Annotated in this window: 29 protein-coding genes and 1 pseudogene; 17 read left to right on the top strand and 13 right to left on the bottom strand. The window is 62.9% G+C overall.

The window, feature by feature from the left end:
* The first annotated feature begins 30 nt into the window (after nucleotides 1–30).
* Nucleotides 31–918 carry a DUF1194 domain-containing protein gene (locus JQ641_RS23855; RefSeq protein ID WP_211998337.1) on the top strand — a complete coding sequence of 296 codons (888 nt, stop codon included), beginning with the start codon at nucleotides 31–33 and terminating at the stop codon, nucleotides 916–918.
* 217 nt (nucleotides 919–1,135) lie between these two features.
* Here the strand turns inward: JQ641_RS23855 and JQ641_RS23860 are convergent, their stop codons facing one another.
* Nucleotides 1,136–1,957 (bottom strand): creatininase family protein, encoded by an 822-nt coding sequence (locus tag JQ641_RS23860; protein ID WP_211998338.1) that lies wholly within the window; start codon nucleotides 1,955–1,957, stop codon nucleotides 1,136–1,138.
* Nucleotides 1,958–2,092: 135 nt separating this feature from the next.
* Between JQ641_RS23860 and JQ641_RS23865 the strand changes: the two genes are divergently transcribed.
* The 9 genes from JQ641_RS23865 to JQ641_RS23905 all read left to right on the top strand — a co-directional run bounded on the left by JQ641_RS23865 (nucleotide 2,093) and on the right by JQ641_RS23905 (nucleotide 10,092).
* Entirely contained in the window at nucleotides 2,093–3,112 is a 1,020-nt protein-coding gene (locus JQ641_RS23865; RefSeq protein ID WP_211998339.1) for an ABC transporter substrate-binding protein, read from the top strand.
* Between the two features lie 5 nt (nucleotides 3,113–3,117).
* Nucleotides 3,118–3,918, top strand: coding sequence for an ABC transporter ATP-binding protein (locus JQ641_RS23870; protein WP_211998340.1), 801 nt, complete (start codon nucleotides 3,118–3,120; stop codon nucleotides 3,916–3,918).
* Nucleotides 3,915–4,703, top strand: a complete 789-nt coding sequence (locus tag JQ641_RS23875) for an ABC transporter permease (protein ID WP_211998341.1) — start codon at nucleotides 3,915–3,917, stop codon at nucleotides 4,701–4,703. The genes JQ641_RS23870 and JQ641_RS23875 overlap by 4 nt, the downstream gene beginning before the upstream one ends.
* The gene (locus JQ641_RS23880) at nucleotides 4,703–5,692 is read left to right on the top strand and encodes a 2-hydroxyacid dehydrogenase (RefSeq protein ID WP_211998342.1); all 990 of its coding nucleotides are present in this window, start codon (nucleotides 4,703–4,705) and stop codon (nucleotides 5,690–5,692) included. The genes JQ641_RS23875 and JQ641_RS23880 overlap by 1 nt, the downstream gene beginning before the upstream one ends.
* Nucleotides 5,693–5,838: 146 nt before the next feature.
* A complete protein-coding gene (locus JQ641_RS23885; RefSeq protein WP_249150643.1) occupies nucleotides 5,839–6,510 on the top strand; it encodes an AprI/Inh family metalloprotease inhibitor in 672 nt (223 codons plus the stop codon).
* 177 nt (nucleotides 6,511–6,687) lie between these two features.
* Nucleotides 6,688–7,761: a hypothetical protein gene (locus JQ641_RS23890; RefSeq protein WP_211998344.1), complete on the top strand. Its 1,074-nt coding sequence runs from the start codon at nucleotides 6,688–6,690 to the stop codon at nucleotides 7,759–7,761.
* 191 nt (nucleotides 7,762–7,952) lie between these two features.
* Nucleotides 7,953–8,324 (top strand): YciI family protein, encoded by a 372-nt coding sequence (locus JQ641_RS23895; protein WP_192739251.1) that lies wholly within the window; start codon nucleotides 7,953–7,955, stop codon nucleotides 8,322–8,324.
* Between the two features lie 72 nt (nucleotides 8,325–8,396).
* Complete coding sequence (locus JQ641_RS23900; protein ID WP_192739250.1) at nucleotides 8,397–8,789, top strand: YciI family protein; 393 nt, start codon at nucleotides 8,397–8,399, stop codon at nucleotides 8,787–8,789.
* Between the two features lie 31 nt (nucleotides 8,790–8,820).
* Nucleotides 8,821–10,092, top strand: a complete 1,272-nt coding sequence (locus JQ641_RS23905) for an RNA polymerase sigma factor (RefSeq protein WP_211998376.1) — start codon at nucleotides 8,821–8,823, stop codon at nucleotides 10,090–10,092.
* Nucleotides 10,093–10,094: 2 nt separating this feature from the next.
* Here JQ641_RS23905 and JQ641_RS23910 read toward each other — a convergent pair whose 3' ends face one another.
* From JQ641_RS23910 to JQ641_RS23930, 5 genes are all read right to left on the bottom strand, one after another.
* Nucleotides 10,095–10,406: a putative quinol monooxygenase gene (locus tag JQ641_RS23910; RefSeq protein WP_211998345.1), complete on the bottom strand. Its 312-nt coding sequence runs from the start codon at nucleotides 10,404–10,406 to the stop codon at nucleotides 10,095–10,097.
* A gap of 159 nt (nucleotides 10,407–10,565) precedes the next feature.
* Nucleotides 10,566–10,859: a tautomerase family protein gene (locus JQ641_RS23915; protein WP_211998346.1), complete on the bottom strand. Its 294-nt coding sequence runs from the start codon at nucleotides 10,857–10,859 to the stop codon at nucleotides 10,566–10,568.
* Between the two features lie 35 nt (nucleotides 10,860–10,894).
* A complete protein-coding gene (locus JQ641_RS23920) occupies nucleotides 10,895–11,605 on the bottom strand; it encodes an SDR family NAD(P)-dependent oxidoreductase (protein ID WP_211998347.1) in 711 nt (236 codons plus the stop codon).
* 103 nt (nucleotides 11,606–11,708) lie between these two features.
* Nucleotides 11,709–12,677: a LysR family transcriptional regulator gene (locus JQ641_RS23925; protein WP_211998348.1), complete on the bottom strand. Its 969-nt coding sequence runs from the start codon at nucleotides 12,675–12,677 to the stop codon at nucleotides 11,709–11,711.
* Nucleotides 12,678–12,689: 12 nt separating this feature from the next.
* Complete coding sequence (locus JQ641_RS23930; protein ID WP_211998349.1) at nucleotides 12,690–13,298, bottom strand: TetR/AcrR family transcriptional regulator; 609 nt, start codon at nucleotides 13,296–13,298, stop codon at nucleotides 12,690–12,692.
* A gap of 139 nt (nucleotides 13,299–13,437) precedes the next feature.
* Between JQ641_RS23930 and JQ641_RS23935 the strand changes: the two genes are divergently transcribed.
* The 4 genes from JQ641_RS23935 (at nucleotide 13,438) to JQ641_RS23950 (ending at nucleotide 16,763) form a co-directional block, all read left to right on the top strand.
* A complete protein-coding gene (locus JQ641_RS23935) occupies nucleotides 13,438–13,908 on the top strand; it encodes an ester cyclase (protein ID WP_211998350.1) in 471 nt (156 codons plus the stop codon).
* A gap of 56 nt (nucleotides 13,909–13,964) precedes the next feature.
* Complete coding sequence (locus JQ641_RS23940) at nucleotides 13,965–14,459, top strand: DUF3237 domain-containing protein (protein ID WP_211998351.1); 495 nt, start codon at nucleotides 13,965–13,967, stop codon at nucleotides 14,457–14,459.
* Between the two features lie 12 nt (nucleotides 14,460–14,471).
* Nucleotides 14,472–15,188 carry an aquaporin gene (locus JQ641_RS23945; RefSeq protein WP_349628609.1) on the top strand — a complete coding sequence of 239 codons (717 nt, stop codon included), beginning with the start codon at nucleotides 14,472–14,474 and terminating at the stop codon, nucleotides 15,186–15,188.
* Nucleotides 15,189–15,362: 174 nt separating this feature from the next.
* Nucleotides 15,363–16,763: a serine hydrolase domain-containing protein gene (locus JQ641_RS23950; RefSeq protein WP_211998353.1), complete on the top strand. Its 1,401-nt coding sequence runs from the start codon at nucleotides 15,363–15,365 to the stop codon at nucleotides 16,761–16,763.
* A 13-nt stretch (nucleotides 16,764–16,776) separates the two neighbouring features.
* Here the strand turns inward: JQ641_RS23950 and JQ641_RS23955 are convergent, their stop codons facing one another.
* The 4 genes from JQ641_RS23955 to JQ641_RS23970 are packed head-to-tail and all read right to left on the bottom strand — an operon-like array spanning nucleotide 16,777 to nucleotide 19,850.
* A complete protein-coding gene (locus tag JQ641_RS23955) occupies nucleotides 16,777–17,583 on the bottom strand; it encodes a molybdate ABC transporter substrate-binding protein (protein WP_283815212.1) in 807 nt (268 codons plus the stop codon).
* The gene (locus tag JQ641_RS23960) at nucleotides 17,583–18,410 is read right to left on the bottom strand and encodes an extracellular solute-binding protein (RefSeq protein ID WP_211998355.1); all 828 of its coding nucleotides are present in this window, start codon (nucleotides 18,408–18,410) and stop codon (nucleotides 17,583–17,585) included. Before JQ641_RS23960 ends, JQ641_RS23955 begins: the two co-directional genes overlap by 1 nt.
* A gap of 22 nt (nucleotides 18,411–18,432) precedes the next feature.
* Nucleotides 18,433–19,155 (bottom strand): ABC transporter ATP-binding protein, encoded by a 723-nt coding sequence (locus JQ641_RS23965; protein WP_211998356.1) that lies wholly within the window; start codon nucleotides 19,153–19,155, stop codon nucleotides 18,433–18,435.
* Nucleotides 19,156–19,157: 2 nt separating this feature from the next.
* Nucleotides 19,158–19,850: an ABC transporter permease gene (locus tag JQ641_RS23970; protein ID WP_211998357.1), complete on the bottom strand. Its 693-nt coding sequence runs from the start codon at nucleotides 19,848–19,850 to the stop codon at nucleotides 19,158–19,160.
* A gap of 95 nt (nucleotides 19,851–19,945) precedes the next feature.
* Between JQ641_RS23970 and JQ641_RS23975 the strand changes: the two genes are divergently transcribed.
* Nucleotides 19,946–20,839, top strand: a complete 894-nt coding sequence (locus tag JQ641_RS23975; RefSeq protein ID WP_211998358.1) for a substrate-binding domain-containing protein — start codon at nucleotides 19,946–19,948, stop codon at nucleotides 20,837–20,839.
* Here the strand turns inward: JQ641_RS23975 and JQ641_RS23980 are convergent.
* On the bottom strand, nucleotides 20,836–21,168 hold the full coding sequence (locus tag JQ641_RS23980; RefSeq protein WP_211998359.1) for a helix-turn-helix transcriptional regulator: 333 nt from the start codon (nucleotides 21,166–21,168) through the stop codon (nucleotides 20,836–20,838). The two genes, JQ641_RS23975 and JQ641_RS23980, sit on opposite strands and share 4 nt — an antisense overlap.
* A gap of 144 nt (nucleotides 21,169–21,312) precedes the next feature.
* Here JQ641_RS23980 and JQ641_RS23985 point away from each other — a divergent pair, with 144 nt between their 5' ends.
* Nucleotides 21,313–22,437 (top strand): helix-turn-helix domain-containing protein, encoded by a 1,125-nt coding sequence (locus JQ641_RS23985; protein WP_249150631.1) that lies wholly within the window; start codon nucleotides 21,313–21,315, stop codon nucleotides 22,435–22,437.
* A gap of 125 nt (nucleotides 22,438–22,562) precedes the next feature.
* Nucleotides 22,563–24,473: a serine hydrolase domain-containing protein gene (locus tag JQ641_RS23990; RefSeq protein WP_211998360.1), complete on the top strand. Its 1,911-nt coding sequence runs from the start codon at nucleotides 22,563–22,565 to the stop codon at nucleotides 24,471–24,473.
* A gap of 59 nt (nucleotides 24,474–24,532) precedes the next feature.
* On the opposite strand, the pseudogene JQ641_RS23995 reads toward JQ641_RS23990, so the two are convergent.
* Nucleotides 24,533–24,832, bottom strand: a pseudogene (locus tag JQ641_RS23995) (JAB domain-containing protein).
* Nucleotides 24,833–24,961: 129 nt separating this feature from the next.
* The gene (locus JQ641_RS24000; protein WP_211998361.1) at nucleotides 24,962–26,131 is read right to left on the bottom strand and encodes a Y4kA family protein; all 1,170 of its coding nucleotides are present in this window, start codon (nucleotides 26,129–26,131) and stop codon (nucleotides 24,962–24,964) included.
* Nucleotides 26,132–26,172: the final 41 nt, after the last annotated feature.

Raw genomic sequence — 26,172 nt, forward strand, 5'->3', positions numbered from 1 at the left:
GCTAGGCTGCGCCGAAACGACGGAAATGCCATGCGCCTGAGTGTCTCGATCGGAGTGTTTCTTGTGTTCGGGACGATAGCTGCGGCGATCGCAGAGCAGGATTTGAAATCCAAGGCCACCGACGCCACCGACACTGCCGTCGACGTCGAACTGGTGATCGGAACCGACGTCTCCTACTCGATGGACACGAAAGCGCTCGCTGCGCAACGCGAGGCCTACGCGGAGGCCATCGTCTCGCAAGCATTCCTTGAATCCGTCGCGGCAGGGCCGAATAAAAAGATTGCGATCACCTATTTCGAATGGTCGGCGTTCCGCGACCAGCGGCTTCTCGTTCCCTGGCGGGTGATCGATGGCCTGGAATCGGCCTCGGCGGTGGCCGCGGAGATCGCGAAAACGCCGATACGGCGGGGTACGCAGACCTCGATCTCCGCCGCAATCAATTTCGCGATTCCGCTATTTGATGCAAATCCCTATCGCGGGCTGCGGCGCCTGATCGATATTACCGGAGACGGGCCGAACACTGTCGGCGGCCCGGTCGCCGATGCGCGCGATGCGGCGTTGGCGAAGGGCATTGCCATCAACGGCCTTGCCATCATGGCCAAGCAGCAGCCGAACGTTATGGATATCGCCGACCTCGATTTGTATTACGAGGATTGCGTGATTGGCGGGCCGGGCGCGTTCGTCGTCGCCAACAAGGTCGAGGACGAACTCAAGGAGGCGGTCCGCACCAAGCTCATTCGTGAGATCAGGGGACCGGCGCAGGATCAGAAGATCGTTCCGGCCACCGAGAAACAAACCCGGGTCTCCTGCTTGATCGGCGAGCAGATGTGGCAGGAGCGCTGGGGCCGCCCGTTCGAGCAGAGCCCGAAATGCCCTGATCCCACCAAAATGTGCGGGACGATCCCGCCAAGGGGCTAGCTGAAATGGTCCAAAAAAATGACCCGCCCGGGGGGACAGCCGGGCGGGTCGGTTCGGCACAGGGTGGATGAGGCGCCATGCCGGACAGGGAACCACGAGAGCAACCGTGAGGCGGTCATCGTGGTCCGCACCCAGTTGGACGGCGCCATCCCGATTCCGGTTCGAACGAAGTTTGGGGAATCCGGACTGGAGATTATTCGGCAGTCAATACAGTCGCTTAGAGGATAAAATCCGGGCCACTCGCCAGCCTCTTCACGTCGAATTTATCGACATCGTCAAGCAATTCGCAGAACGCGCGGGCGCCGTGATCGAGCAGCTTTTCGCCCTTTTCAGCGGTAGCCTGGGTAGCGTCGCCGACGGCGCCGCTGCCGTGCAGGTCCTGCGCCTGCCAGGCGAATGGTACGGGCCGATGCGCCGACAGCCAGCGGTGATCCTTTTCCATCGCGATGCTGCTCGGGTGAAAATCGATGATCGCCTCCTGGCGCACGGTGTGCGGATATCGCGCCAGCATGATCGAGGTTTCAACCGCGCCGCCATGGATGCCGTGGCGCAGTTCTTCCGCCGGGAACAGTCCGTCCGGGACGCCGAAGCGCGACCAGCTGGTGGTGACCACAAGCAGTCCATGCTGTGCGCGGAGATCCTGCGCGACCAGTGTCATCGCCGCGCTGTTGCCGCCATGGCTCGTCACCATCACGAGCTTCCTGACGCCGGCGCGCGCGACGCTTTCGCCGAGCGCCATCCAGCTCTTCAGCGCGATTTCAGTGGGCAGCGTCAGCGTGCCCGGATAATCGATATGTTCGGTGGAAATCCCAACCGGCTGCAGCGGCAGGAACGTGACCGGAACGCTCACCGGCAGCAGCTCGCGGACCCGCGCCAGATAGGCCTCGCCGATCATGACATCGGTACCGAGCGGCAAATGCGGGCCGTGCTGTTCGGTTGCCGCCAGCGGCAGCACCGCGATCCAGCGCTCGGGGCCGCTGGCTGCGATCTCGGGCCAGTGGATGTCGGTCCAGTTGCGGGGCGGAACAGGCGAAGTCATCGAGCCAAGCGTTTCTTTGAATGGATTTGCAGGGTAGTTTGTTAGTCAACCAGGGACGATATCTCCCTCCTTGGGGGCGTGATCCACGTCCACACCCTCCTTATCATGGGCCAGAATGATCGACGGAGTCCAACCATGAACCCGGCCTTTTTGCCGCGAACGTTAACCGCAGCCCTATTGGCGCTGGTGGCCGCGCTGGCGCCAGCGCGCGGGCAGACCCTCGACAAGGTCTCGTTTGGAACCAACTGGGTCGCGGAAGCCGAGCATGGCGGCTTCTTCCAGGCCGTCGCCGACGGCACCTACAAGAATTACGGGCTTGACGTCACCATCGTGCCTGGTGGCCCCAACAGCAACAACCGCATGCTGCTGATCGCCGGCAAGCTCGACTTCTTCATGAGCGCGAACACGCTGCAATCCTTCGATGCCGTCACCAACAAGGTGCCGCTGGTGGCGGTCGCCGCCATCTTCCAGAAGGATCCGCAGGTCTTTCTGACCCATCCGGAATTCAAGATCGGCAAACTCGAAGACCTCAAGCCGCTGACGCTGCTGGTGTCGAAGGAAGGCGTCGCAAGCTATTTCCAGTGGCTGAAGTCCGAGTATGGGTTTAGCGAGAGCAAGGTCAAACCCTACACCTTCAATTCGCAGCCATTCATCGTGAACAAGCAAAGCGCGATGCAGGGCTACGTCACCTCCGAGCCGTACGCGGTCGAAAAGGCCGCTGGCTTCAAGCCGAACGTGGTGCTGCTGGCCGATTACGGCTTCAACGCCTATTCGACCCTGATCGAGACCCGCACCGAGATCGTCGACAAGAAGCCCGACCTGGTGCAGCGCTTCGTCGATGCGTCCATGATCGGCTGGTACAACTATCTCTACGGCGACAACACGCCGGGCAATGCCATGATCAAGAAGCTCAATCCGGAAATGACCGATGAGTTGCTGAAATATTCCACGGCCAAGATGAAGGAATACGGCATCGTCGATTCCGGCGAGACCTTGAAGGACGGCATCGGCGCCATGACCGATGCGCGCGTCGCCAGCTTCTTCGACAAGATGGTGCGCGCCGGCGTGGTCCGCCGCGATATCGACTACCGCCAGGCCTATACGCTGCGCTTCATCAACAAGGGCGTCGGCCTCAATCTGCGGCCGAAGAACTAGGCGTGATGGCCGGACCCGCTTTGTCTGAAGCCGATGCGATGGCGGTGAGCCTTGGTGCCGTCACCAAGGTCTATGACAATGGTGTGGCCGCGCTTGGACCGCTCGACCTCGACGTCAGGCGCGGCGAATTCGTCTCCTTGCTCGGCCCCTCCGGCTGCGGCAAATCCACCGCCTTGCGGCTGATTGCGGGACTGACCACGCCGAGTTCAGGTGTGGTCGGCGTTTCGCAACGCGCGAACGAAACCCGTGCGGGTCATGCCATCGGCTTTGTGTTTCAGGAGCCGACCCTGATGCCGTGGGCCAGCGTGCAGGACAATGTCCGGCTGCCGCTGAAGCTTGCCGGCATGCCGGCGACGGAAGCGGACAGGCGGATCAGCGAGGCGCTGGCGCAGGTGGCCCTGTCGGAGTTCGCCGCTGCATACCCGCGCGAATTGTCCGGCGGCATGAAGATGCGGGTATCGCTGGCGCGGGCGCTGGTCACCCGTCCGGATATTCTGTTGATGGACGAGCCGTTCGCCGCACTCGACGAGATCACCCGCTTCCGTCTCAACAACGATCTCCTGGAGCTGTGGCGCAAGCTGAATATGACGGTCATCTTCGTCACCCATTCGGTGTTCGAGTCGGTGTATCTGTCGCAGCGCGTGGTCGTGATGTCGTCACGGCCGGGGCGCGTCAGCGCCGAGTTTCGCATCGACACGCCGGAGCCGCGGGTCGAGGACTTCCGGATGTCGGCTTCCTATGCCGCCTATTGCCGCGAGGTCTCACAAGCGCTGGTGCCCTCCTATTCGGGGCTAACAAGCGCATGAGTTCTTCACGGGATTTTGTTCGCTTTTTGCTACCCGTCGTGGTGCTCGCCGCCGGCATCGCGTTGTGGGAACTGGTGGTGCGCGTCAACGACATCCAGCCCTATGTGCTGCCGGGGCCGTCAGCGGTGTTCCAGACGCTGGTGGCGGACTGGCCGGTGCTGTCGGAATCCCTCGGCGTCACCTTGCTGACCACGCTGGAAGGATTCGTCGCCGCCGCCATCGGCGGCGTCGCGCTGGCGCTGTTGTTCAATCAATCGAAATGGCTGGAATATTCGCTGTTTCCCTATGCAGTGATCCTGCAGGTCACGCCCGTGATCGCGATCGCGCCATTGCTATTGATCTATCTGCAGCAACAGACCGCGGTGATCGTTTGCGCCTGGATCGTCGCCTTCTTTCCGGTGCTGTCCAACACCACGCTCGGGCTCAATTCGGTCGACCGCAATCTGGCCGGCCTGTTCAGCCTCTATGGCGCGTCGCGGCTGCAGACGCTGCGGTACCTGAAATTGCCAGCAGCATTGCCCTATATTCTCGGTGGATTGCGGATCGCGGGCGGACTATCCCTGATTGGCGCCGTGGTCGCCGAAATCGCGGCCGGCACGGCGGGCGCGGGCTCGGGCCTCGCGTTCCGTATTGCCGAGTCCGGTTACCGTCTCAACATTCCCCGAATGTTCGCCGCTCTGCTGTTGCTCTCCGTCGCCGGGATTGTCATCTATGGCCTGCTGGCGCTAATTTCGCATCTGGTACTGCGGCGCTGGCATGAAAGCGCGCTTCGAAAGGAAAACTGATGGCTGCCGGGAATATTTCGTCCGAAAAGATCGATTTGCTGGTCTATGGGCCAATCAGGCCGATCCTCGAAAACGGCTTCTCCGACCAATATGTACTGCACAAGGCGGAGAGCCGGGCGGATCTCGAACGGCTGACGCCGGACGTGCTGGCCAAGACCCGCGGCATGGCGGTGACCTATCATTCGGTGCCGGCCGACGCCAAGGCGTTGTCACATTTTCCCAAGCTCGAAATCATCGCCAGCTTCGGCGTCGGCTACGACCACGTCGATTGCAACTATTCGCGCGAACACAATGTGGTGGTCACCAACACGCCCGACGTGCTGACCGAAGAGGTCGCCGACGTCGCGATGGGGCTGTTGATCTCGACCTTGCGCGAATTCGTCAAGGCCGACCGCTATCTGCGTTCGGGCCTGTGGCAGACGCAGAATTATCCGCTCAGCGTCGGCTCGCTGCGCGACCGCAAGGTCGGCATCGTCGGCATGGGTCGCATCGGCCAGGCCATCGGCCGCCGGCTCGAAGCCTCGCTGGTGCCGGTATCCTATCATTCGCGCAATCCGTCATCGGCCGTCTCCTACAAGCACTATGGCGACCTGATGGAGATGGCGAAGGCGGTCGATACGCTGATCGTGATCGTGCCCGGCGGCGCCTCTACCGCGAAGATGATCAACGCCGACGTCCTCAAGGCGCTCGGTCCGCGCGGCGTGCTGATCAACGTCGCGCGCGGTTCCGTGGTCGATGAGGAGGCGCTGGTCGCCGCGCTGAAGTCAGGCACAATCCTGGCCGCGGGCCTCGACGTGTTCGCCAAGGAGCCGAGCGTGCCGGATGAACTGAAGGCGATGCAAAATGTCGTGCTGCTGCCACATATCGGCTCAGCCTCGGTGGTAACGCGCAATGCGATGGATCAGCTCGTGGTCGATAACATCAAGAACTGGTTTGCCGGCAAGGCGCCGCTGACGCCGGTACCGGAAACGCCGGTGAAGGGGCGCTGATGCAAGTCAGAGCGTTTTCCAGCGAAGTGGTCCCGGTTCGCGTCAAGAAAACGCGTCAAAATAAAGAATCCAGAGCTCCGTTTCGATTTAATCGAAACGGAAAAGGCTCCTGCCGCCCAGGTGTCGCGGTTGCGGTGCTATCAGCGCTGCTCGCCGTTCTGCTTGTTCCTGGATCGCCCGCGTGGTCGCAGGCGGCTCCGAGCCTGCAGAAAGACATGGTCGGCCAGTGGGAGCTTGCGACTACCGAGCGCAGCAAGACCTGCGTCGTGACGCTCAAATCCGATACGACGCCGCAAGGCCTGAAGCTCGAACTTGAGCCGAACTGCGCGGCGGCGCTGCCCTTCACCAAGGATATCACCGCCTGGAGTATCAAGGGCCTCGGCGACATCGTGCGGATGCAGGATGTCGCCGGCCAGCCGGTGATCGATTTCACCGAAGTCGAGAGTGGCATTTTCGAAGGGCTGCGGACCGGCGAGGGCGTCTACATCCTGCAGAATCTCGCAGCCGCCCGCTCGCTCGCCAAATCGATGGACCAGATGATCGGCGACTGGTCGATGGTGCGCGGCAACGGCAAGGCGATCTGCGGCCTGACGCTCACCAACACCGAGGCGACAGGCGATAATTTCCAGGTATTTTTGAAGCCGCGCTGCGATCCCGCGGTGGCCGCGTTCGCGCCCAACCAGTGGCGGCTCGATCACGGCCGGATGATACTGATGTCGGCCAGCGGCCAGACCTGGCAGTTCGAGGCCGATGACAATGCGCAATGGCGTCGGGTGCCCGACAGCGCCGATCCCCTGATCATGATCCGGGGGCAGTAGGCACCATCCGCGCCGGCCACGACGACAGGAGGGTCCGGCGGAACCTTTTCGCTGTCGCCGCCTTTCTTCGAACCACCAAGCCACAGCGATCACCAATTGGTGTCGCCAGGTCCCGCGTACGCGGTCCAATCGTGTGGAAGCTGAGCCGCGGCGGGCCGGGAACCGTAGGAATCGGTCATGTCGCTCTTCCGCTATGTCAGGCGCATGTTGATAGCGCCCATTACGCTCCTGGTTTTGACGGCTGCTGGATCGGCTTCGGCGCAGTCATCGGTTCCGCCCCATCTTGCGGGCTGGTGGATCGCGGTCGACAACGTCGCCTTTCCGCCGCTGTGGCGGGACGGCACCATCGTGCCGATGGAGGAGCTTCTCATCATCGAGAGCGACGGGCGGTTCGAGAACCGCATGATGGGATTTTACGGTGTCGATCCCGGCTATTGCGCCAAGGAAAACCTCTGCAGCGATGCTCCGCTGATGGCCACCGGACGGCTCGCGCTTTCAGGTTCGACCCGCGCCACCGGCACAGGACAGACTTTTGAGTCCGGCAACAAACTCCTGCTCAGCGAAATCAGCACAGCGGCGAACCGAATTGACTCGCCGCGTGGCGATCCGATCATCCGCGCGCGCAGCGTGAGCGCAACAACTGCCTGGATGGTCGAGGGTCGGGCGGATGCGGACGACGGTATGCTTTTGTTGCGTCGGGCCGCAGGCGAGGAGCCTCGTGCCTTCGTCAAGATAGCGCCCGAGAAATTGCGCCGGCTGCGCGCGGGCATCATGGTGTCCGAGCTCTCCGCCCTGCAGCATTGGCGCTGCTATCTCGCTTCCGCCACCGGCGGAGACGTCAGGTCGATGCCGCTGCGCAATGACAAGCCGATGCTGCCCGCGGTCCGCGACTACATCGCGGCCGCCCACTATTATTTGACCGCACTGACCTACGCGGGCCGCCCGACGGTCGATGATCCCGATCCCAACCAGCGCCGGCTTGCCGGGGTCGCGCTCGAGGACCTGATGGCCGGGTCGCCGGCAAAGCTGCCGCAGCCCAGGACCGTTCAGGAGCGGCGCGAGGTCAAGGCGGTTGCAAGATATCTCACCGTGGTGGTCAAGGGCGAGCAGCCCGAGGCGGCAAAGGCCATGATGGCACGGGAATTCCCCGGCGTCCCCTTGCGCCAGGATCTGGCCGAACCGGAAATATTGGCGTTGACGACCTATTTGCGCGGCGGCGCGGATCGAAACCGGCTGTTTTGCGCTGGTTGAGGCCAGTATTGTTGCCGAGACCGCGCTGATCCCGGATCAGCCCGCGCTGATCCCGGATCGCCGCGTCCATTGGCCCTCTCGAAAAATTCTCAAAATCCCTGTCGATTCCCGGCAATCCCGTTCGTCGTCTGAAATAGCGGGACAGTTCCGCGGGCTGGGTGCCTGCGGCTCGCCTCAAACAGGAGTTTTTCATGCGCTTCATGTCGATCGTCATGTCGTCCCATCCGCCCGCGGAGCCGCCGGCAGCAATGATGGAGGCGATGAACAAGCTCGCCGACAGGGAAATCAAGGCCGGCCGCATGCTGGACACCGGCGGGTTGATGCCGCTCGCGATGGGTGCGCAGGTGCGCATCACCGACGGCAAGCTCAGTGTCGTCGATGGCCCGTTCGTGGAGGCCAAGGAAGTGATCGGCGGCTACGCGATATCAGAATTGCGCAGCAAGGAAGAGGCGGTGGCGCTGGCGAAGGAATTCATGCAGCTCCACGTCGATCACATGCCGGGCTGGGAAGGGACGTGCGAGATTCGCGCGTTCTTCGATGGCGCGCCGGGCGAGTGTTCCTGATCATCGCCGTTCGCCATCCCGGCCGCCGCTAACCAGCGATAGCGGTGGCTAGCTCACAAGGGAGTTCTTCACATGCGCTTCATGTATATCGTTACGCCTGTCCACCCTACACCGCCGACGCCCGAATTGATGGCGGCCGTGCACAAGCTTGCCGAACGCGAAATCAAGGCCGGCCGCATGGTCACCAGCGGTGCGCTACAACCTCGGACATTGGGCGCGCAGGTGCGGATCACGGACGGCAGGCTCGGTGTCGTGGACGGGCCGTTCGTGGAAGCCAAGGAAGTGATCGGCGGCTATGCGATCTTCGAACTCCGCGACAAGCAGGAGGCGATCGAGAAGGCGGTCGAGTTCATGCAGGTTCACCGCGACTACATGCCGGGTTGGGAAGGCACGTGCGAAGTCCGCGCTTTTGTGACGGCGGATTGGGAGGCGGCCTGCTCGGTCAGTGCGCGGGCCGCCTCTTGAAGTCCTCACCATGCAAGCACCGTCGGCGGCGATGACCGCCGCCGACATCCATCGCACCGTCGTCGCCGTCTGGCGCATCGAGCAGCCGCGGCTGCTCACCAGCCTGTCGCGGATGCTGCGCGACGTGCCGCTGGCCGAGGACCTGACGCAGGAAGCGCTGCTGGCGGCGATCGAGCATTGGCCTGTCACGGGCGTTCCGGAAAAGCCCGGCGCCTGGCTGATGGCGATCGCCAAAAGGCGCGCGCTGGATCAGCTGCGCCGCCGCCAGATGCTCACCCGCAAGCACGAGATCGTGGCGCGGGACATGGAGCAGGAACAGCAGGCCATGCCCGATTTCGACAGCGCGCTCGACGACGATATCGGCGATGAATTGCTGCGGCTGATCTTCACCGCCTGCCATCCGCGCCTGTCTCGCGAAGCCCGCGCCGCGCTGGCGCTGCGGATGATCTGCGGGTTGACCACGGACGAGATCGCGCGCGCCTTCCTGCTGCCGGAGGCGACCATTGCTCAAAGGATCGTGCGGGCGAAGCGGACGCTGTCGGAATCCGGGCTCGCTTACGAGACCCCGCGCGGCGAGGAGCTTTCCGAGCGGCTCGCCTCGGTGCTGGAGGTCGTCTACCTCATCTTCAACGAGGGCTATACGGCAGCCCGCGGCGACGAATGGCTGCGGCCGCAGCTCTGCAACGATGCGCTGCGCATGGGCCGCGTGCTGACCTCGATCGCGCCGCAGGAATCCGAGGCGCACGGCCTGCTGGCGCTGATGGAGTTAAACGCCTCGCGCATCGCCGCGCGCACCGATAAAGCCGGCGATCCGATCCTGCTGATGGATCAGAACCGCGGGCTGTGGGACCAGCTCCAGATCCGCCGCGGCATGTCGGCACTGGCACGCGCGCACGAACTCGGCGGCGCTGGCGGCTTCTACGCGTTACAGGCGGCGATCATCGCCTGCCACGCTCAGGCGTCGGCGCCCGATGAGACACCCTGGCCGCGCATTGCAGAGCTCTACGCCGAACTGGCCGGGTTGGTTCGCTCGCCCATCATCGAACTCAACCGCGCCGTTGCGGTCGGCATGGCCGAGGGACCGGCGGCAGCGCTTACGATCGTGGACCGTCTCGCGCACGAGCCCGCGCTGAGGACCTATCATCTGCTGGGAAGCGTTCGCGGCGATCTCCTGCACAAGCTCGGCCGCTTCGAGGAAGCGCGCGCCGCGTTCGAGGCCGCTGCCAGTCTCGCCGGCAACAAGCGCGAGCAGGAGTTACTGAAGCGGCGCGCCGCCGAAGCAGGCAGCGGCGCGCCGGCTTGAGCCTAGATGAAGCGGAACTGCGACCGTTCGCGCTTCGCAAGTTTTGGAATGGCCTGGCCGACGATGATGTTCTTGAAGTGGGGCGTTTGCTGATGATCGGCGAAGGCTGCTTCGCCCGCGAACACCTCGTAGAAGAAGTATTTCCGCGGCTCGGCCAGGTTCTGATGGATCTGGAATTCCTTCACGCCGGGCTCGCGCTGTGCCTGCGGCAGGAAATCTTTCAGTAGACCAGCGACCGCCGCTTCTTCGCCCGGATTGACCTCCCAGAACGCGGTGACGACCAGGCTTTGGTTGGCGTTGTCGATTGCTGCCATGTTGTTCTCCTGTGAATGCAGCGCCGGTTCGATCCGGCGACTGCGATCATCATGGCAGGGATCGCAACATCAATGCTTCGACATCAATCGAATTGTTATATGAGCACGGCGTGCGGAACCAGCGAGAGGATTCGAGGCGACGACAGCGCCCCGCGCCAATCACCAACAGGATGGCGCCGTCTCCGCCGGTTCGAACATCCTTCCCGTCAGCCTGCGGAGGCCGCGCGCGCTCGCACGCTTCTTTCGGTAGTCGAGCACGGGAAGCCCGCCCCAACCCCAATTGCCGGTGTCGACTTCGTCGATAACGACGAATGTTGATTCAAGCGGCTTCTTGAGCACGTCGAGCAGCAGCTGGCTGACGCCCTTGATCAGCGCGGCCTTTTCTTCCCTTGTCGCCGCGTCGGCACCGTCTTCGGTGCCTTCGCGGGTGATCTGGATGGTGACGATGGGCATGTTCATTGTCCTTGCTGGAGTGTTCCGAATGGCTGTCAGTGACCGGCGCTCTGGCCGCCATCGACATGCAGGATTTCGCCGGTAACGAAGGCGGCGCTTTCCAGGAACAGCACGGCGTCGACGATGTCCTTGGCTTCGCCCATGCGTCCGACCGGATGCAGATTGGCCAGGAACTCGTGCGTCTCAGGTTTGTGCATCGGGGTCTTGATGACACCCGGGGACACAGCGTTGACGCGGATGCCCCGCTTTGCGTACTCGATCGCAAGCGATTTGGTGGCGGCGTTCAAACCGCCCTTGGTCAGCGAGGCCAGCACCGAGGGAACGTTGCTGTTGGCATGATCAACCAGGCTGGTCGTGATCTGCACGATGTGACCCGAACCCTGCTTCAGCATTTCTGCCGCGGCGAGCTTGCTGAGGTGGAAAAAGCTGCCGAGATTGATCGCAATGACAGATGCGTAATCTTCCGCGCTGTATTCGGTGAACGGCTTGGCGATGAAAATGCCGGCATTGTTGACCAGGGAGTCGATGCGGCCGAAACGCTCCAGCGCCTGCGACACGATTTTCTGCGCGGTCGCCGGGTCGGAAACGTCGCCCGCCACAGCCAGAACGTCCGGATCGCTGGACGGCTTGATTGAACGGGAATTGGCGACGACGCGGTAGTTGCGATCGCGATATCCCTTCACCAGATCCGCGCCGATGCCCTGCGATGCGCCGGTGATGATGACGACTTTCTGTTCCTTACCCATGGTAGCCTCCTGATCTCTGGGAAGCGGCAGGTTTGCCGCCCCGGGGCCGTGTGGCGCCGATGGAGATCAGGCTAGTTCTTCCGGATTTCGTTGCGAATGCCCGCTATTCGGAAGGAACTCTTCCGCTGCGCGAACGAATGGCGCTGGCGTTCTTGTCGGCCTCGTTCGAGAGCCGGGTGAAATACCGCTTCAGGCGCGGCGCGGCGAAATCGACAAAGGCCCGCACCTTCGGCACCGACAAACGCCCCTGCGGCGCCAGCAAATGAACCGGCAGCGGCGGGTGTTCGTCCTTGCCGAGCAGCAGTTGCAGCCGTCCGTCGCGGATTTCGTCGGCGATGTGATAGGAGAACAGCCGCGTGACCCCGTGCCCTTCCGTCACCGAGGCGATCGCCGCGCGAACCGTGTTGACGACCAGCCGCGGTGCGAACTGGACCACCCGTGGAACGGAGGATCCCTTCAGCGGCGGGAAGCTCCAGGAATCCAGCCCGAAATGCGTCATGGCGACAATCCGGTGCTTTGCCAGGTCGGCCGGTTCGCGGATGACGGGATGCCGCGCCAGATATCCCGGTGACGCCGCGATCACGCGGCGAACTTCGCCGACACGCACTGCGACGAAATTCGAATCGGCGAGATGCGCGATGCGGAGCGCGACGTCGATGCCCTCGTCGATCAGATTCACCGGCCGGTCGAGCAGAACGAGCCGCGCCGACACCGCCTGATATTCGTTCATGAAGGCTTCGAGGATCGACCGCAGAATATCTTCACCGGTGATGATGGGCGCGGTGAGGGTCAGCGTTCCGCGTGGCGCCGAGCGTTCGCTGCCGGCGACGAGATCGGCTTCCTCGAGTTCGACGAGAACGCGGCGGCAGGCAACGACGTAGCGCTCGCCGGCCTCGCTCAGCTTCAGCGACCGCGTGGTGCGATGAAGCAGTTCAGCCCCGACATGGTTCTCGAGGAAGGCGATCGCGCGGCTCACGGCGGCCGGTGAGCGGCGCAGGCGTCTGCCGGCACCGGCGAGGCTGCCCTCGTCGACGGCGGAGACAAAGACTTTCATCGCGTCGATGCGGTCCATTTGCTCTTCCGGCTACGCCGTACGAAAGCCTTCGATCAGGCTGGCGATGATCTTCTGCCCGCGCGCCCGCAGCTTCTTGGGGTTCTCCGCCTCGGGCAGCAACAGCGCCACCTTGCAGATCATCGCATCGACCATGCGGCTCAAAAGATCGATGTCCTCGAAATCGAGCTCACCCTGGCGCTTCAGCGCGGCCAGCGTCGCCGATAGCAGCGCCATCGGGTAGGCCTCCTCGATCTCCCGGTAACGGGCGTTGCCGAGCACGGCCGGCGCCTCCTGGATCACGATGCGTCCATAGGCCGGCTCGAGACAGGCATCGAGATAGGCATCGATGCCTTCGGTGAGCCGGTCCCACACTTTGCGCTGCGTCTTGGCGCGGGCTTCGATCTTCGCGGCCGCCTCGATCTGCAACGTAACGACAACGGCGTCGAACAGCGCCTTCTTGTCCTCGAAGTGGTGGTAGAAGGCGCCCCGCGTCACCCGGGCCGCCCGCGAGATCGCCTCGATTCCGGCCGCCTGGTAGCCCTCGCCGGCAAATGCGACGAGGCCGGCCGCCAGCAGCGCCTGCCGCGTCGCCTCGGTGTATTCCTCGCGACGGGTGCGCGTGCGTCCATCTTCCTGCATTGATCAGACATACCACTTGACGTTTGGAAGCCTATCGACATATGACATACATGCGGTATGTGAAAAACAGTCAGTATGGATTTGGGCTATCCCGCGTTTCGCAGGGAGGCCCGGGCATCTGGGCGAGGAGCAGCCTCACATGAACAGCAATTGGATGTTTGAACTGGCGCAGGCGCTGGCCGTGGCGAAAAGCCGGCAGGACGTGCCTGCCGCCTTGAAGGTGCTTCACGAGGACATGCTGCTGGAAAGCCCGGCCTTCGGCACCAGCGCCCGCGGCCTCGCCGAGAACGAGATGGCGCTGAGCCGGTTCTTTGCATCGTTTCCCGATTACAATGTCGTGCTGCAGGGCCATGCCGCCGGCGAAGACACGCTGGTGTGCTGGGGCAGGGTGCAGATGACCATGACCGGCGACCGCTTCGGCGTCGTGCCCAACGGCAAGCGAGCCGATCTTCCGGTGTTCATCCAGTTCGCCTTCAGGGACGACCTGATCGCGCATGAGCGCTTCTTCTTCGACCTGTCGGAGCTCTGCGCCCAATCTGGCGTCTCGACCGATGCCGTCAGGCGAAAGATCTTTGGCGACACGACAGCCCGGCAACTCGCGGCTGAATGAAATCGGCGGGCGCCGAATCCGCACCCGTATCCCTCCAGCAAATCGAGGCACGACCCATGGCCGCAGATCCGCGCGTAAAATCCGTCGCCGAAATCAAGACGGCGCCACTGTTCGACATCGTCGTCGATCTCAATCCGCGGCTGAATTTCGGGGAAGGCCCGTTCGGACGCCGCATCCTGTTCGGAGCGGCGGGCGGATCGTTCGAAGGCCCGAAACTGCGCGGCGACGTGCTGGCCGGCGGTGGCGACTGGGCGCTGTTCCGCACCGACGGCGCGATGTCGCTGGACGTGCGGCTGACCTTGCGCATGCATGACGATGCGCTGGTGCATATGAGCTATGGCGGCCGCTGGATTACGCCGGCGAACTTGCGGGCCGATCTTGCCGATCCTGCCAGGCGCCAACAGGTCGATCCCGGCAGCTATTACTTCCGCACCAACCCGCTGTTCGAAACCGGCGCCGCGCAATATGCCTGGATGAACGACATCGTCTGCGTCGGATCGGGTTATCTGGTCGAAGGCGGCATCGCCTATAACATCTCGCAGATCATCTGACGGATGTCATTCGTGGAAGGGCCGACCGAGGCGACGCTGCCGCGTCGTCTGGTGGCGGAGGCGCTCGGCACGGGCTTTCTGCTGATCGCCGTGGTCGGATCAGGCATTCTCGGCGAGCGACTATCGGGCGGCAGTTTCGGGCTGACACTGCTGGTCAACGCGCTAGCGACTGCGGCGGCCCTGTTCGCCCTGATCGAATGGCTCGGGCCGCTGTCGGGCGCGCACTTCAATCCGCTGGTTTCGCTCGCGCTGGCTTTCCGTGGCGATATCACTGGCCGTGTGGCGGTCGCCTATGTGCCTGCCCAGATCGCCGGTGCGGTGATCGGCGTTGGGATTGCCAATGCCATGTTCGACGCGCCGGTCTTCGCGTTCTCGACGCATGCGCGAAGCGGCGCTTCGATATGGCTCGGGGAGTTCGTAGCCACCTTTGGATTGCTGGGCGCGGTCTGGACCTGTTCGTTGTTGCGCCCGTCATCGGTCGCGGGCGTCGTCGCCGCCTATATCGGCGGCGCGTTCTGGTTCACCCCGACCGATTTTGCCAATCCCGCGGTGACTCTGGCGCGGGCACTCACCGACACCTTCTCCGGCATCCGGCCGTCGGATGTTCCGGGCTTTCTTATCGCGGAAATCGCCGGCGCGGTGGCCGCGGTCGTCACATTCCAGTGGCTCTCGCCAAAAGCGAAGGAGGTAGCGCAGAGGATTGACATTCCGATCCCAGGTCGCAAATGATTGGGCCCACAATCAAGCGGCGAGGCGCTCATGCCAAGCATCCGATCTGCCGTTTCAGGGACCGCGCTCGGCATGCTCGCTCTGGCGACTCTGATCTGCGGCCCCGTAGCATTTGCTCAAGAAGGCGTCTGGCCAACCCGGCAATGGCAAACGTCCACGCCTGAAGAGCAGGGCATGGATTCGGTGGCGCTCGCCGACCTGCTCGATTTCGGGAAAACCCGCAGCCTCGACAGCCTGTTGCTGGTTCGGCATGGACGCATCGTGCTGGATGCCTATTACGCGCCATATACATCAGACATTCCGCACCGGATAAACTCTTCGACCAAGGCGGTGGTCGGAACGTTGGCGGCGATTGCCCACAAGGATGGTCTGCTGGATAGCTTCGACCATCCGGTGCTGGAGTTCTTTGGCGATCGCAGCATCGCTGATGTCGACGACCGAAAGAAAGCCATCACGGTTCAACACCTGTTGGATATGACATCGGGAATCGACTGGAAGGAACCGCTGGACGGGCGTCCGGAGTCGATCATCGAAATGAGCCGCCAACGGGACTGGATCAAGTTCATTCTTGATCGTCCGATGTCGGGCGCGCCGGGAGAGGCCTTCAACTACAACAGCGGCGGCACGCACCTGTTGTCCGGCATCATCACCAAGCTCACCGGCATGAGCGCCGCGGATTATGCGAAGGCCAAGCTGTTCGGGCCGCTCGGAATCACCGTCTCGAATTGGTGGCGTGATCCCCAGGGTAACTCGACCGGCGGATACGGTCTGGCCTTGCTGCCGCGCGACATGGCGAAGATTGGCTATCTGTATTTGCGCAACGGCCAATGGGAGGACAAATCGCTGCTTCCATCCGGCTGGATCGACAAGGTGAGCCACGCCACCGTGAACATGAACATGCCGAGATCGCCTGAACTGCGGTACTCCAATTTGTTCTGGGCGCTTCCCGACAAGCACGTCTACATGGCGAACGGATACCATTGCCAGCTCATCATGGTTCTCCCGCGGCTTGATATCGTCGCGGTGACGACCGCCAGGGATTTTTGTCCGTTAGGCAGGCTGGCTGATCTGATTTCCGGTGCCGTCAAATCCGAAACGGCATTGGCCCCGGACGCCGCCGCCTCAAATCGGCTCGCGGACAAGATTCGCGAGATATCGACCGAGAAGGCGACGGAAATTGGCGAAACGCCGGGGACCGCAGCCGCGATCTCGGGACGTACCTACAAGTTTTCGGCCAATGGGCTGAACGTGAAATCGATATCGCTGATCCTCTCTCATCCGAGCCCGCACTACGACCTCGAGATATACGCATCCGATCCGAGCCAGCCGTCGCGCCGGTTTATCGGTCCGATTGGACTTGATGGTCTGTATCGCAAGGCAGACTCGATCGCCGGCGGCGTATTTGCGACCAAGGGGAAGTGGTTGAACGGCTCCACGTTCGAGATTGAGCGGCAGGCGGTGGGGATGGACGAGCTACAGAAGTGGACCCTGTCGTTTGAAGGCGACAGGCTTCACCTTCGCGGCAGGGACAGGACCGGCCGCGAGATTTCCGCCGATGGCGAAGCCGGCGGCTAGGTTCAAGTTACCCCTATGGCGCCGCACCCGGCGCGGCAAACCCGTGCTTGGCGAGCAGCTGCTGGCCCTCAGCCGAAAGAATGAACAGCGCGAATTTGTACGCGGGCGCCGACGCATCGTTGGTCACGGTCAGTCCGTAGTCGGCGCCGACCGCCAGCGCGTCGGGAAGAGCGATGATCTGCTGCTGCGGATTTTCCTTCTGCGCCGCCAGCGCGCCGGTGCAATAGGTCAGGAAGATGTCGGCGGCGCCCTGTGCGAGCAAATTGCCATAGATGGAGCGGTCCGGAGGTGCCGGAGGGCTGGTCGGTCCACCCGTGAGCTGCAGGGCTTTCTTGTCGAGCAGGGCGTAGGCGCCGGGCTTGATCTTGTCGGCCTTGCGAAACACCTCCCAGGCATAGTCGCCTGATGGATCCGCGCGCAGCGTCGAGGTGCCGAGCTTGATCCCGGCGTCGAGCATCCGCTCGAGCAGCGTCGCGGGCTCGATTGCGAGCCCCGGCCTCACCAGCGCGCACAGCCTGTTGCGCGCGAACAGCACCGCGGGGCCACTGCGCTTGGCGAGCGCCAATGCGCGCGGGTGCTCCATGTTGGCGGAAGCGAACACTTCGGCCTTGCCGCCGCCGGCGATCTCATCCTTGAGCAAACCGGATGGGCCGAATTTTGCCTTCACTTTGGTCCCGGTTGCGGCCTCGAAACTGGCCGCAACGTCGCTTAGCGCGCCGCGCAGGCTGCCGGCGGCATGAAGCAGCACCTGGTCTTCTGCGGTGGCTGGTGATGACATCGATATGAGAACCACGAGGCTTGCAAGAAGGCGAATGCGCATCAGGCGCCGGGATCGCTGGCATTGGGATAGAACAGCTGCTCGCCGTTGATCTTGAAATCGGCGATCGCCTTCTGGCCCTCGGTCGAGACCAGCCAATCGATGAATTGCTGGCCGAATTCCTTCTTGACGTTCGGATGCTTCGCCGGGTTCACCAGCATGACGCCATACTGGTTGAACAGCCGCTTGTCGCCTTCGACCTCGATGACGAGGTCGCCCTTGTTCTTGAACGAAAGCCAGGTCGCGCGATCGGTCAGCACATAGGCGTTTGAGGCCGCAGCTGTGTTGAGCGCGGCGCCCATGCCCTGGCCGATCTCCTTGTACCAGGGGCCCTTGTCCGTCGCGATGTCGATGCCGGCGACCTTCCAGAGATTGAGCTCGGCCTGGTGCGTGCCGGACTTGTCGCCGCGCGAAATGAAGTCGATGCCCTTCTCCTTGAGCGCCTTGAACGCGGCGACGATGTCCTTTGATCCCTTGATGCCGGCAGGATCGCTTTTCGGACCGACCAGGACGAAGTCGTTGTACATGACAGGGTAACGCTTGACGCCAAAGCCTTCGCTGAGGAATTTTTCTTCCGCCGCCTTGGCGTGGACGAACAGCACGTCGGCGTCGCCGCGGCGGCCGGTATCGATCGCCTGGCCGGTGCCCTGTGCAACCACCTTCACGTCGATGCCCGTCTTGGCCTTGAACATCGGCAGCAGGTGGCCGAACAGGCCGGAATCCTGCGTCGAGGTGGTCGACGCCACCAGGATCGATTTGTCCTGCGCGAAGGCGGAGCCGGCGAAAACGGCGCTGACGGCGATCGCCATCAGCAAGCGGCGAGTAAACATTTCATGTCCTCCCAAAGATCAGTCAAACGAGCAGTTCGCCGGCGATGAACGTTCTCGCTTCGCCGGTTTGTGGTGTGTTGAAGAACGCTGCCGCCGGACCGGTTTCGATCACGCGGCCGCGGTGAAGCATGACGATGTCGCCCGCCAGCCGCCTGGCTTCGCCGAGGTCATGGGTCGCCATGACGATCTTGATACCGCGCTGGCTCACCGCGTGGACGATGTCCTCGATCGCCTTGGTGGCGGCGGGATCGAGGCTCGCGGTCGGCTCGTCCAGAAAAAGGATGGCGGGATCGCGGGCGAGCGCGCGCGCCAGCGCAAGGCGCTGCTGTTCGCCGCCTGATAGCCGGCGCGCGGGACGATCCGCCAATTGTCCGAGCCCGACCAGCGCCAGCAGCTCATCGATCCGGCTTTGCTGTTCCGTCCGCGCGACATCAGACGCACGCAAGGCATAGCGGATATTGGCGCTTGCGCTACGCCGCAGCATGGCCGGGCGCTGCAGCACGATGGCGCGCCGCGTCGGCGGGACATCTTCCCGTCCTCCCCACGTCACGCGCCCCTGTGATGGCCGCACCAGTCCCATCGCCGTGCGCAGCAGCGTGCTCTTCCCGGAGCCGTTCGGGCCGATCAGGATGGTCGGCGTCCCCGGGTTCAGCGTGAGGCTGATGCCGTCGAGGATCGTCACCGCCCCCGCGGCGACGGTGACGTTCTCGAACCTGATCGGCAGATCTGAAGTTGGCGCTCGCATGGTCACCCCGCCATTCGCTCGCCCGCTCGGCGGGCGGTCCAGGCGAGCGCGTTGACCGCGATCACGATTACGATCAGCACCATGCCGAGCCCGACGGCCAGCGGCAGGTCGCCCTTTGATGTTTCCAGCGCGATTGCGGTCGTCATGGTGCGGGTGAAGCCGTCGATGTTGCCGCCGACAATGATGATGGCGCCGACCTCGGCCGCTGCCCGGCCAAACCCGGCAAGCAATGCGGTGACGAGACTGAAGCGCGCATCCCAGATCAGCGTCGCTACCCGGCCGACCGGGCCGACATTCATCGCGGTGAGTTCGTCGCGGTATTCGAGCCACAGATCTTCGATGGTCTGGCGCGTGAGGGCCGCGATGATCGGGGCCACCAGCACCGTCTGCGCGATGATCATCGCCTTTGGCGTGAACAGCAGGCCCCATGAGCCGAGCGGACCCGCACGCGACAGCGCCAGGAAAACCGCCAGCCCGACCACCACCGGCGGCAGGCCCATCAGCGCGTTGAGCACGACGATGACGGCCTGACGGCCGGGAAACTGGATCAGTGCCAGCGCTGCGCCGAAGGGGATTCCGATCAGGGCGGCAAGGACGACGGCGGAAAGGCTGACGATCAGCGACAGCCGCACGATGGCCAGCAGCGCTGGGTCACCGGTCAGCACCAGTTGAAGCGCAGAAACATCGCCCGGCATCGAAATCCATCCCTCTGCGTATCTTGTGCAGAAGCCGCGGGTATGGTCAAACTTCGTAACCTATTCATATTAATGCATATCTCTGCTGGTTTGCCATGGCGGACTTACTGACCACCGACGAGGCCGCGACATACCTGCGGCTGTCCGAGCGCAAGCTCTACGAGCTGGTCGCGCAGGGCGCGGTGCCGTGCACCAAGGTGACGGGACGGTGGCTGTTTCCGCGCGCGGCGCTTGACCGCTGGGTGACGGCCGGCCTGATCGCGCCGGCGGCGCTCACCCATGTCGCAGCCCCTCCGATCCTTGGCGGCAGTCATGATCCCCTGTTGGAATGGGCGCTGCGCGAGAGCGGCTGTGGTCTCGCGAGCCTGCCGGAAGGCAGCGAAGAAGGATTGCGGCGGCTGACGCGCGGCGAGGTGATGGCCGCGGCGATTCATTTGCACGCCCAAGAAGGTGATGGAGATGACGAGCAGGTCAATATCGCAACCGTTGCCGGCGCACCGGGGTTGCACGATGCCGTCGTGATCTCGTTTGCTCGGCGCGAGCAAGGCATCCTGGTCGCGCCGGGCAATCCGCTCGGGCTGAGTGACATCGCCTCGGTCGCGCGGACCGGCGCGCGCATGGCGCAGCGTCCGCTCGGCGCCGGCGCGCAACTGCTGCTGCTGGCGCTGCTGGCCCGCGCCGGCCTCGCAGCGCATGATCTGCGCCTGTTGAAGCCGGTTTGTCCGACCGGGACCGACATCGCGCAGGCGGTGCGTTCGGGCCGCGCCGATTGCGGAATCGCCACAAGGTCGGTCGCGCTGGCCGCCGCGCTCGAATTCCTGCCACTGACATGGGAGAATTTTGATCTCGTGCTGCGGCAGCGCGACTATTTCCTGCCCGGGCCGCAGCGCCTGTTCGGCTTCCTGCGGTCGGCGGCCTTCCGCGAGCACGCGACAGAACTTGCCGGCTACGACATCGACCGTGTCGGCGAAGTGCGGCTGGTGAATTAGTTTCTGCCGGGCCGGGACCAATGCTCCCTGGTCAGCATCAGACGCATGAGTTCGGCCTGACGCGTCGTGCCGGTCTTCGCAAAGATGCGATGGAGATGGGTCCGCGCCGTCGCAATCTTGATCCCAAGCCGGTCCGCGGCGGTTTGAAGGCTGCTGCCCCGGATTAATTCGTGAATCAGCCCGACTTCCGCCGGCGTAAGTCCGAACTTCTTCTGCAGTTGCTCGTCGTCCGGCAGCGAGCCTGCAAGACGGCTGGCAAGGGCCCGGATCACAATTTGGCTGGATGCCGGAAATGAGATGGTGGCCGTTCGAGACTCATGTTCGATCACGATTCTGCGTTTGGCGCCCGCTTGGCGGATTGAACGATGATGTGCAAATGTTCCGTCAGCGCAGCTTGAGTAGCGGGCGAGACGCGTAAGATTGCATCGAGAAAACCATCCGGAGTGTTTTCGGTCGTGGGCAGCAGCGGTCTCTTGTCGATCGACCTCGGTCTTCGTGGCGCAGCGGCAGGGTTAGCGTTGCTGATCGCTTCTGTAGGGCTGCGCGATCTCCGTGACAGCACGGTCGCACGCCTTGGCGCGGCGGTCGCGATCAGCGCGGCCGCTTCCGCAATCTGTTCGGCGCCGAATTTTCCGCGGCCCTGGCAATGGTGGGGTCTGATTCTGCTGGCATTGGCGGCCGGCGGCGGGGTCCTGTTCTGGCTTTGGGCGCGTGCGGCCTTCGATGACGACTTCGTGCTGCGGCGCTGGCATGGCGCTCTGTGGGTCGTGTTGGCCGGCACCGAAGTGCTCATCGCCGGCGGGGCCATCGATTGGCCGATGCCCGGACAGGTGCTCGACCGTGCGGTGCAGGTCGCATCTCTTGGCCTGACTCTATTGGCCGTGGTGCAGGTGCTCGTGACATGGCGAGCGGACATGGTGGAGGGACGACGGCGGCAGCGGCTGGTCATTCTGATCGGAGCGTCGGTCTACACCGCCATTGTGACATTGCTGAACTTTTTTCCGCCGCTATCGCCTTCCGGGGCGTCGATCGCGAGCGTCGCCAAGGCTTTCGGCCTCTGCGTGTTGATGGTTCTCTATGGCTGGATGCTGTTGCGGGCGGTTGGAACGCCGGAAGGCCCCCGGCGTCTCCCGGCGGCAGATATCCTCGGCGATATCAGCGCCGGCGCATCGGACGCGGAGGACAAGCCCGTCGTCGACCAGCCCTTGTTGCGCCGGCTGCAGCACCTGATGATCGTCGATCGCGCCTATCGGCGCGAGGGGCTGACCATCGGTGTGCTGTCCGCCGAGCTTGACGTGCCGGAATACCGGCTGCGGCAGCTCATTAACGAGGGCCTGGGTCATCGCAATTTCAATGCGTTCCTTAACCGCTACCGGATCGAGGAAGCCAAGGCGGCCCTGGCCGATCCGGAACAGATGGAGGTACCGGTACTGACGATCGCCATGGACACCGGATTCCAGTCGATCGGGCCGTTCAACCGCGCCTTCAAGGCAGCCACCGACCTGACCCCAACCGAATTCCGGCGTCTCGCAATGGCGAAGAACGCATCGATGGCGCCGAAGGCGCACGCCATTTCAGGAATCGGCAAGCCGGACTGAGGAATCGGCCAACCGAATTTCAAGTTTTGGCGAGAGGGAACCAAAACGATCGGGCAGGTTGCCTTCGAATCCCGATTTGGGATCGTCTGAAGGGCTCCCCAATGAAAATCATCCAGGCATCATGTATGGCCGCACTCACGCTCTGTCTGGCGGGTGCGGCGCTTGCCGACGGTTTGCAGACCGCCGCCGGCGATCCCGAGAGCCTCGGATTTTCAGCGCGGCGGTTGGCCCGCATGACCTCCTGGTTCGAAGAGCAGACCAGGAGGGGCGATCCCTCCGGCTTTGTGGTCGCGATCGCCCGCGACGGAAAGCTGGCTTATCTGCAGCCGACCGGCTTTGCCGACCAGGACAAGAAAATCCCGATGCGGCCGGATTCGATCTTCCGCATCGGCTCGATGACCAAGCAGATCACCAGCGTCGCCACCATGATCCTGGTCGATGACGGCAAGCTCGAACTCGATGCCCCCGTCGCACAATATCTGCCGGAGTTGAGGGACATGCAGGTCGTCAAGAAGGATCCGGCGACCGGGGATGCAACACTGATCGAGCTCGAGCCTGCCAGGCGTGCGATGACGATCCGCGATCTCCTGCGCAACACGTCCGGCCTTGTCTATGCAAGCCCCGACTATGCCGATCCCGGATTTGGCAATGCGGCGATCCATGCGCTTTATGGCGTCAGGGCGCCGTTCCGGCGCGACAAGACCATAGCTTCCCTGATCACTGGTCTTGGTACGCTCCCGCTTCTGCACCAGCCCGGCGAAGTCTGGGAATATTCGGTCGGTTACGACGTGCTCGGCCGCGTCATTGAAGTCGTCTCGGGCCAGACCTTCGACCAGTTTCTGCAAAGCCGCCTGTTCGCGCCACTGCGGATGATCGATACCGGTTTCCACGTGCCGGAGGACAAGCTCGCCCGTCTCGTCGCCGTGCCGGGCGCGCAGCCCGCACCGCTGACGGTTGGCGACGTCGCCAAGCCACAAACGTTCTTTTCGGGTGGTGGCGGGATCGTCTCCACGGTGCCGGACTTCCTGCGCTTCTGCCAGATGCTGCTCAACGACGGCGAGCTTGACGGCGCGCGCATCCTGAAGCCGGAAACGGTCCGGCTGATGACGACAAATTCGCTGCCATCAGAAATGCACATGGCGGGACACGAAGCCGGTCCCGCGTTTGGGACGGGGTGGGGGCTCGGCTTCGCGGTTCGCACCAATCCGGATTTCAGTTGGATTCCGGGCGCGGTCGGGAGCTACAACTGGCAGGGAAGCTGGGGCACGTTCTTCTCGGTCGACCCGGCCGAGAAGCTGATCCTTGTCATGATGATGCAGCGACCGGAGCACCGTGCGAACGGATTCTATTTCAACGCAATCCGCCGTCTGCCTTATGCGGCGTTGAAGGTTCCGGAAGTTTCGACGCCCGCCGCGTCAACGCAATTGAACCCGCGCGAGCTCACGGAATTTGCCGGACGCTACGATTTTGGCGGATCCGTCAGTTCACTGGACAGGCAGACCGCGCTTCTCGTCGACGGTAACGGCTGGACCGGTCTTGAGTCCGTCGTCGCGGAGACAGATGGCCTGAGGGTGCTCAAGCCGACCAACGGAGGGCCGGCCGCGAGAGCCGGCGTGATGGCGCAAGATCTCATCACTGCGATCGACGATCGGTCGATCAAGGGCCTCGGCCTGGAAGCGATCTTTCGACGGATTTCGGGTCCGTTCAACGCGCCGATCAAGCTCAGGATCATCAGATATGACCAAGTCGATCCACTCGTGATCACCTTTGCCCGGGAAGCGGTGCCGTCACACAGTGTCGAGCTTCAGGTGCGCGTGGCCGACGGCAAGCTTGTGGTTGAAGCAACGGGCGCCTGGTCGATCCTTGATTTCGACAAGGGCCAGCCAACGCCGGTGGCGGTCCGCTCAAAGGATGAATTCCAGGTCGAGAGTGGCGATCATACGCGGATCGCCTTCGTCAGAGACGCCGCCGGCAAAGTCAGCGGCGCGGTTCTCAACCCGGGACCATGGGAGCAACGCGGCGCGCTCGGTCAGTAGCGGCGCACTGAAGGCTGGTGACATGGCGGCGGCGCGATGTCGACGATAGCTTTAGTCATCTAGATACCTGCTTGCGACGTCGTCGGATCGCCGGACGGGTGGTCGTGCACCAGGATCAGCGCGGTCGCGGATAATTCCAGCGTGCTTGATTACCTCACGCGATAGACCGGGGTCTGGTCGACGGTGCCGGTCTGTTGCACCTCGTCCGTAATCAGCTGGTTGCGTTTGTGGAGGAACAGCAGGCGAAACGGTTCCTTGTCGGGATCGTTCCTGGCGGGCATCAGCGCCGAGCATGCCGCCCCGACCAGCTTTGCACCCCTGAAGTGCGGGGCAAGCGTGCATGAACGGAGGTAGATCATTGGGCCGCGGTTTCCTGGCCGCGCGGAGCAGCCAGACGGGATCGCGCTTGGAAATCAGGTCACGGTCGACGTATCAACGTCGGACTGCACAGGCCGCCGACGTCACGGCTGTCTCTGGCGCCTGGATCATCATTGAGAAATAAGCGGACGCAGGTTCTGACGCACTGGTCGTGTCTCTTGTGCCGCTCCGGCGGGTGCCGCTCTGGCTGGTGCCGCTTTGGCGGGCGCTACAGTTGCTGTCCCACGTCGTGCGGGGACGCTTTGAGATGTCGTTACCACAACCCGGCGGTCCGCATACTTAGGTGCAAATTCATCAGCGTAACTGATGCAATAGACTTCGGGAGCTGTGAAACGCAACTGCTTGAATGTGTTCTCCCTCGATCGGGCATCTTGGACGCAAAGGTTGTAACGCGCTCGCCAAGGCGCAGGCCGCTCGAATGGTGCATTCAGATCTCCATCGATACGAACAACCCCTGTGATCGCGCTAGGTGGATCCTGCTGCGGAAACGCAAGGCTAATGGTCAGTTTGTGAATGTCCAGACGCGAAGCGCTGACGCCAGCTGTCCCTGACACGACCCGAAACTGGTTCGACACGGGCTCCAGTTTGACGGTGGCATCGGCGCCGACGCTGGCCTGTGTCGTGAAAGTCATCGTGTCGACAAAATTGTCCTTGGCTCCACCTTGATCGTCGATATCGATGAATGTCTCGACAACCCGACCAACTCCGATCGATCCAGTCAGCGGATAGACGAAGTGTTCTGACCTCGGCCAAGGGTGCTTGTTGCACAGCTCCGTATCGGTGATCAGGTCTTCCCAGTTGTCCTCGGTGCCGAATACGCGCGAACCTTGGCGTGTCAGGTCGAGCGCCCCCGCAGCCTCAGCGTCAAGCACATTCGACGTCAACCAGGGAAGTCTGAATCCCGCACTTGCACCGGTCTTGTTGTTCTCGGTGATGTTGAAGTCAAACGAATAAACCACCGCAACCTTTGCCAACCGCAGCAGTTTTATTACCCATCGGTCCAAGGGGAGCTTTGCCTTTTCCTTATCTTTCTCCTCCGCCTTCGCCTTCTCGAGTCGCTTCGCCTCTTTAATCAGCCTTTTGATATCCTCCTCGTTAGATGTTCGAGTGATGATGCCTTTGTCCAACATATGAAGAAGAACCGCATTTCTCACCTCGCAACGACCGTAGCGAACGATCTTCTCGGTGCTGTATATGCTCACGTCGTCAGGAATGGGATAAAGAGAACAGCCGGCGAGCCCTCCAGCGAAAATACAACCGACCCAGTTGAGCATACGCATACGCCGCTCCCTCATCAGTCACACCGTCAGTAGTCGTGCAC

It is taken from the genome of Bradyrhizobium sp. JYMT SZCCT0180 (assembly GCF_018130165.1).
In the GTDB taxonomy this organism is placed as follows: domain Bacteria; phylum Pseudomonadota; class Alphaproteobacteria; order Rhizobiales; family Xanthobacteraceae; genus Bradyrhizobium.